We start from the raw sequence: 6,342 nt of genomic DNA on the forward strand, positions 1-6,342 counted from the left end.
GCCCCGCCGCCCGTCCCGCGGCGGGCGGCGGGGCGGGCCTGCCCGGGCAGCTGTGGCGGCGGCTGCGGCCCCTGCTGCCGCTGCCGGTGGCGCTGCAGGCCTCCGTCGTCGCCGAGCGCGTCGTCGCCTCGCTGATGGGCGAGGAGGTCGTCGCCGCCGTGGACTACGCGCGGTTCGTCGCCACCACGGGCGTCAACCTGCTGGCCGTGCCGCTCGGGCTGGCCGGTCTGGCGGTGCTGTCGACGCTGGCGGTGGACGCGGCCCGCGAGCGCCTGGTGCAGCTGCTGCCGCCGCTGCTGCTGCTCGTGGCCGCGCTGTCGGTGGTGCTCACCGCCGAGGCGGAGGCCGTCGTGGAGGTCCTCTACGCGCGCGGCGCCTTCGACGACCGCGCCGTGGCCACCTCGGCGAGCGTGCTCGCCGGGCTGGGCGCCGGCTTCTGGGCGCAGTCGGTGTCGTACGTGCTCGTCAAGGCGCTCAGCGCGCAGGACCGCAACCGGGCCGCGGCGACCTCGCTGCTCGCCGGGCTGGTCGTGGCCCTCGCGGTCAACGTCCTCCTGCACGCCGCGCTGGGCCCCGTGGTGCTGGGGCTGGCCGCGTCGGCGGGCGCGCTCGTCAGCTGCGCCGTCGCGGCGGGCCGGCTCGGCGTCGGCGGCGTGCTCGTGCGCTGGGGCGCGGCGTGCCTGCCGGTGGCGGCGCTGTCCTGGCTGGCGGCGGCCTGCGCGCCGGGCTCGGGCTGGGCGGGCCTGGCGGCCGGCGCGTGCTGCGCGCTGGGGGTGTGGGTGCTCGCCGTGCTGGTGCTGCCGCCGTGGCGGCGCGTCGCCGCCGCCGCCCTGCGCGGCTGACCGCCCAGGGGCGCGACAGGTCTCGGCCCCGGCTCAGCCCGGCAGCAGCCCGGCGGCCAGCGCGCGCAGCTCCTCGCCCCGGCTCTCCCAGTCGTGGCCGGCGGCCAGCCGGGCCGCGCGGGCGGGCAGCAGCGGGTCGTCGTCGGCGAGGACGTCCAGGACCCGGCGCACGAAGGCGTCCGGGTCGCCCGCCACGTGCACCGCGCCGGGGGCGGGGCGCACGGCGGGCAGCGCGGTGCTGACGACGGCCAGCCCGGCGGCCAGGTACTCGTGCACCTTCAGCGGGCTGATCCCGGCGGTCAGCGGGGACAGCCGGTAGGGCACGAGGCCGACGCGGGCGGCGGCCAGCTCGGCGGCCAGCGCGGGCGGCTGCAGGGGTGCCACGACCTCGGCGCCGGCGGCCAGCAGGGCCCGCCAGGCGGGGTCGGCGGCCGTGCCGTCGGCGAGCGGGCCGATCAGCCGCAGCCTGCCGCGGCCGCGCAGCGCGGTGGCCAGCTCCACCAGCAGCGGCAGGTCGAGCTTGTGCGCGGCCAGGGTGCCCGCGACGACGACCACCGGCTCGCGCGGTGCGGTGCGCGCGCGCGCGGCGTCCGCGAAGAGCGCCACGTCCGCCACGTTCGGCAGGCAGCGGGTGCTGGTGAAGCCGCGCTCGCGCAGGTGCTCCTCGACGGCGGGGCTGCTCGCGAGCGCGAGGCCGGTGCGCGCCGCGAGGCAGCGCTCGGCCGCCAGCAGCCGGCCGCGGTGGACCCCGGGGTTCTCGTGCAGCAGGTCCACGAGGTGGTACGCGGTGGCGTCCGCCACCGCCTCCAGCCCGTAGGTGAAGGGCGTGTACGTCCACAGCAGGCGGGGCCCGGGGTGCTCGACCCAGCCGCGCAGCTGCCGGGTCAGCGCCCAGCCGTTGACCGCCCGGGTGGAGGGGGCGTGGTGCGGCAGCAGCCGGGGGGTGAGGACCCGCACCCCGGCGGGCACCGGGCGGCGGCCGCGGGCCGCGGGCTCGCGGCGCAGCCGGCGCAGGACGCGGCGGGCGTCGCCGGGGCGCAGCCGCCGGGTGCCGGTGCCCTCGGCGAAGAGGACGGGCCAGCGCCGGGCCAGCGCCGCGGCGGCGGAGTGCTGGTTGGTGGCGATGACGGCGTCCCAGTCGGCGGTGCCGAGCACCAGCACCAGCGGCGCGCTCAGCGGCCCGCGGCCGCGAGGACCTGGCCGACGGTGCGCAGCAGGATCTTCACGTCGAGCCACAGCGTCCAGTTCTCCACGTAGTGGTTGTCGAAGCGGGCCCGGTCGCTGATGGAGGTGTCCCCGCGCAGCCCGTTGACCTGGGCCCAGCCGGTGATGCCGGAGGGCACCCGGTGCCGCCAGGGGTAGTCGGCGTGCTCGGCGCTGAAGCGCTCGACGAAGAAGGGGCGCTCGGGGCGGGGGCCGACGAGCGACATGTCGCCGCGCAGCACGTTCCACAGCTGGGGCAGCTCGTCGACGGAGGTGCGCCGCAGCCAGCGCCCCACCGGGCCGACGCGCTCGTCGGTGGCGACGCTCCAGCGGGTGGCGGACTCGTGCTCGTCCGCGCGCAGCGTGCGCAGCTTCAGCAGCTCGAAGCGGCGGCCGTCGAGCCCGACGCGCTCCTGGCGGAAGAGCGCGCCGGGGCCCACCTCGCGGCGCACCGCCAGCGCGGCCAGCACCAGCGCGGGAGCGGCCACGAGCAGCCCCAGCGCGGAGGCGGTGACGTCGAGGACCCGCTTGAGCGGCCAGGTGGGCGCGCGGAAGGCGGGGCGGCGCAGCTTGACGAGCGGCACGCCGCGCACGGTGTGCACGAGGCGGTGGGTGCTGGTGACCTGCCAGAAGCGCGGGACGGTGAGGATCTCCACGTCCAGGCCCTGCGAGCCGCGCAGCACGTCGACGACGAGGTTCTCGGGGGCGCTGGAGAAGGCGATGACGACGACGGAGGCCTGGTGCTCGCGCACGAGGGCGGGCAGCTCGGCGACCCCGCCGAGCACGGGCAGCGTGCGCTCGTCCGGCGCGAGGCGCGGGTCGTCGTCGACGAAGCCCACGGGCAGCAGGCCGTGCTCGCCGCTGCCGAGGATGTCGACGAGCTGCTGGCCCAGCCCGCCGCAGCCGACGACGAGGGTGCGGTGGGCGACGCGGCCGGTGAGCCGGCTGCGCCGGCGCGCCGCGTAGAGCGCCGTGCGGGCCAGCACGACGAGGGCGGTCTGCATGAGGACGGCGTCCAGCGCCGAGGGTCCGCCGCGCCCGATGCCGGTGGCGGTCTGGACGAGGGAGGAGACGCCGACGGCGGCGACGGCGGCGCCGAGGACCTGGGGCAGGTCGTCGAGGACGCTGAGGTCCAGGCGCGGCCGGTACAGGCCCACGCAGGCGTGCACGAGGAGCACGGAGACGGCGAAGACGCCGACGGCGGGGTCGCGGCGGCCGAGCAGGAGGACGACGAGGAGGACGCAGGTGCTGTCGGCGAGCAGCATCAGCAGCGCCAGCTGGTTGCGCCGGCGCGGCGGCCGGGGGGTCGCCGGGGTGCCCGCGCGCACCGGGGGGCGCGCGGGAGCGCTCGACCCGCTCGTCATGGTCACGTTCATCCGTCGTCGTCCCGGCGTGTCGACTTGAGCTCCGGGGCGTTCAAGTGCTCGCCCCGGCGGCCGATGGTTCGCCGTGGACCTGGTCGACTACCTGCGCGCCCTGCGCAAGCACTGGGTCCTCGTGCTGCTCGCCGTCCTGCTGGGTGCCGGGGGCGGCGCCGCCTCCTTCGCCGCGAGCGCGCCGGTCTACCGCGCGGACTGCCTGCTGTTCGTGTCCATGTACGACACCGGCAACGCCGCCATGCTCATGCAGGGCAGCATGTTCACCCAGCAGCGCGTGCAGTCCTACACGGGCGTGCTCACCAGCCCCAAGGTGCTGCAGCCGGTCATCGACGAGCTCGACCTGGACACCACGCCGCGGGCGCTGGCCGAGCACGTGAACTCCCAGGCCCCCGTGGGCACGGTGCTCATCGAGGTGACCGTCGACGAGTCCTCGCCGCAGCTGGCCGCCGACATCGCCGACGCGGTCGCCGAGCACTTCGGGCGGGCGGTCAGCGAGCTGGAGCAGGCCACCCCGGACACGATGAGCCCCGTGCGGGTCAGCGTGCTGCGCCCCGCGGAGGTGCGCGAGGAGCCCATCGCCCCCGACCTGGCGCGCGAGCTGGCCCTGGGCCTGCTGTGCGGGGTCGTGCTCGGCACCGGGCTCGCGGTCCTGCGCGAGGTGCTCGACACGAGCGTCAAGACGCTGTCGGCGATCACCGACCTGGGCGCCCCGGCCCTGGGCGCGGTGCCCGCGGGCACCCCCGGCCACCGCCCCGACCTCGTCGTCGAGGGCTCGCGCACCCCGCAGTCGGAGGCGCTGCGCCAGATCCGCACCGACCTGCAGTTCGCCGACGTCGACCGCCCGCCGCAGCTGGTCGTGGTCACCTCCGCGCTGCCCGGCGAGGGCAAGAGCACCACGGCCGTGAACCTGGCGCTGACGGCCGCGACGGCCGGGGTGCGGACGATCCTCGTGGAGGGCGACCTGCGGCTGCCCCGGGTCGCGGAGTACCTGGGCGTGGAGGACAGCGCCGGGCTGACGACGGTGCTGGCCGGCCGCGCCGACCTCGACGACGTGCTGCAGCCCTACGGCGACACGATGCTCTCGGTGCTGGCCAGCGGGCCGGTGCCGCTCAACCCGGCGGCGCTGCTGGGCTCGCGGCACATGGGCGAGCTGCTGACCCGGCTGCGCGAGCGCGCGGAGCTGGTGGTCATCGACAGCCCGCCGCTGCTGCCGGTGGCCGACGCCGCCGTGCTGGCCCGGCAGGCCGACGGCGCGGTGGTCGTCGTGCGCCACGGCCGCACGCGGCGCGAGCACCTGGCGCGCGGCCTGGAGCGGTTGCGGGCCGTGGACGCCCGCGTCCTGGGCGGCGTCCTGACGATGGTGCCGCCGCGCCGCTCGGACGTCACCTACGCCTACGAGTACGGCTACGGCTACCAGCCGGTGGCCTCCACCGACGACGAGCCGGTGCCGCTGGAGCGCTGAGGGGCCGGCAGGCAGTCGACGACGACCCGCAGCGCCTCGTCGAGGCGGCGCGCCACGCGCAGCTGCTCCTCCACCGGCTCCCCGTGCACGTCCACCAGGTCGTCGGCGGCCGGGTCGTCCGGAGCAGTCGGCCCGCGCCAGGCGGGGGCGGCGTCGACGAGCGCGCGCAGCCCCGCCGCCAGCGGCGCGCCGGCCGGCAGCCGCCGCCCCTCGCGCAGGCGGCGGGCGATGCGCGCGAGCTCGAGGGCCGTGAAGGTCCGCCGCTGGGCGACGGGCACGGCGCGGATGACGTGCGAGCGGTGCTCGCGGGTCATCGTCACGACGAGGTCGGCGGCGCGCACCTGCTCCTCCTCCAGCTGGCGGGCGACCTGGGCGGGCGCGGCGGGGCGGCGCAGCCGCCGCAGCAGCTCGGCGACGTCGGGGTCGGTGCCCGCGCCGGTCGGCACCCGGGTGCCGGAGCTGGTGACGCGCACGGTGGCGGCGCTCTCCCCGAACCGCTCGATGAGGTGGTGGCGCAGCAGCGCGGCCGCCAGCGGGGAGCGGCTGACGTTGGCCGTGCAGACGAGGAGGACCTCGAAGCGGGTCCTCACGGCGCCATCCTCAGCACCTGGCGGCGTTCGCGCAGCGCGGCGAGCAGCGCTGCCGTCTCCACCTGCGCGGCGCCGTCGAGGACGGACTGCTTCGCGGCCAGCGCCGCCGCGGCCGCGACCTGCTCGTGGCTGAGGCCGCTGGCGGTGGAGGCCACCCGCGGCCACTCCACGCCGCCGAGGTCGAAGCCGCGCAGCCGGCGCAGGACGACCTCCTGCACGACGCCCGTGCTGGGCAGCGGGTAGTCCAGGACCGCGTCGAAGCGGCGCAGCACGGGGCGCTCCAGCAGCTCGGGCCGGTTCGTGGTCACCACGACGACGCCCCGGGAGGGGTCCTGGTCGAGCAGGGCGGTGAAGCGCCGCAGCACGTCGCGCAGCCGGCCGCCGTCGCGCTCGCCGCCCCCGGGGTCCAGCAGGGCGTCGAGGTCGTCGAAGAGGCAGACCGCGCGCGACTGGGCGAGCAGGTCGAAGACGAGCGTCAGCGCGCCGGCGGCCTCCTCGGCGGGCAGGTCGGCGACGGCGTCCAGGCGCACGGTGAAGACCGCCAGCCCCAGCTCGGCCGCGACGACCCGCGCGGTCATCGACTTGCCGGTGCCGGGCGGGCCGGTGAGCAGCAGGGTGCGCAGCGGCTCGAAGCCGCGGGCCCGCAGCGCGTCGGCGTGCCGCTGCTCGGTGAGCACGCGGTGCAGGCGGGCCATGACGTCGCTGCTGAGGGCGAGGTCGGCCAGCTGCTCCTCGGGGCGGGAGACGGTGAGGACGCGGCCGAGCGCGCCGCGCGGCTGCACCACGGGGGCGGGGGCGGGCGGCGGCTCGGGCGGCGCGGAGCGGGTGCTCGCGCGGCGCTCCTCGCGCGGCGGGCGCTCGCCGAG

At 77.9% G+C, this 6,342-nt stretch carries 6 protein-coding genes; 2 read left to right on the forward strand and 4 right to left on the reverse strand.

Annotation, left to right across the window (positions count from 1 at the left end):
• Positions 1-842, forward strand: an 842-nt coding sequence (locus GTQ99_RS18245) for a lipid II flippase MurJ (RefSeq protein WP_205707760.1), incomplete at its 5' end; no start/stop codon positions are given.
• Positions 843-875: 33 nt separating this feature from the next.
• On the opposite strand, the gene GTQ99_RS18250 is transcribed toward GTQ99_RS18245, so the two are convergent.
• Complete coding sequence (locus GTQ99_RS18250; RefSeq protein ID WP_166617147.1) at positions 876-2,003, reverse strand: glycosyltransferase; 1,128 nt, start codon at positions 2,001-2,003, stop codon at positions 876-878.
• A gap of 11 nt (positions 2,004-2,014) precedes the next feature.
• Positions 2,015-3,409, reverse strand: coding sequence for a sugar transferase (locus GTQ99_RS18255; RefSeq protein ID WP_166617148.1), 1,395 nt, complete (start codon positions 3,407-3,409; stop codon positions 2,015-2,017).
• Positions 3,410-3,494: 85 nt separating this feature from the next.
• On the opposite strand from GTQ99_RS18255, the gene GTQ99_RS26325 reads away from it, so the two are divergent.
• Entirely contained in the window at positions 3,495-4,886 is a 1,392-nt protein-coding gene (locus GTQ99_RS26325; protein WP_166617149.1) for a polysaccharide biosynthesis tyrosine autokinase, read from the forward strand.
• Here the strand turns inward: GTQ99_RS26325 and GTQ99_RS18265 are convergent.
• Positions 4,835-5,476 (reverse strand): arsenate reductase/protein-tyrosine-phosphatase family protein, encoded by a 642-nt coding sequence (locus tag GTQ99_RS18265; RefSeq protein ID WP_166617150.1) that lies wholly within the window; start codon positions 5,474-5,476, stop codon positions 4,835-4,837. The genes GTQ99_RS26325 and GTQ99_RS18265 overlap by 52 nt on opposite strands.
• On the reverse strand, positions 5,473-6,342 hold an 870-nt coding region (locus tag GTQ99_RS18270), incomplete at its 5' end, for an ATP-binding protein (protein ID WP_166617151.1). The genes GTQ99_RS18265 and GTQ99_RS18270, both read right to left, overlap by 4 nt.

The organism is Kineococcus vitellinus (genome assembly GCF_009906315.1).
GTDB lineage: Bacteria > Actinomycetota > Actinomycetes > Actinomycetales > Kineococcaceae > Kineococcus > Kineococcus vitellinus.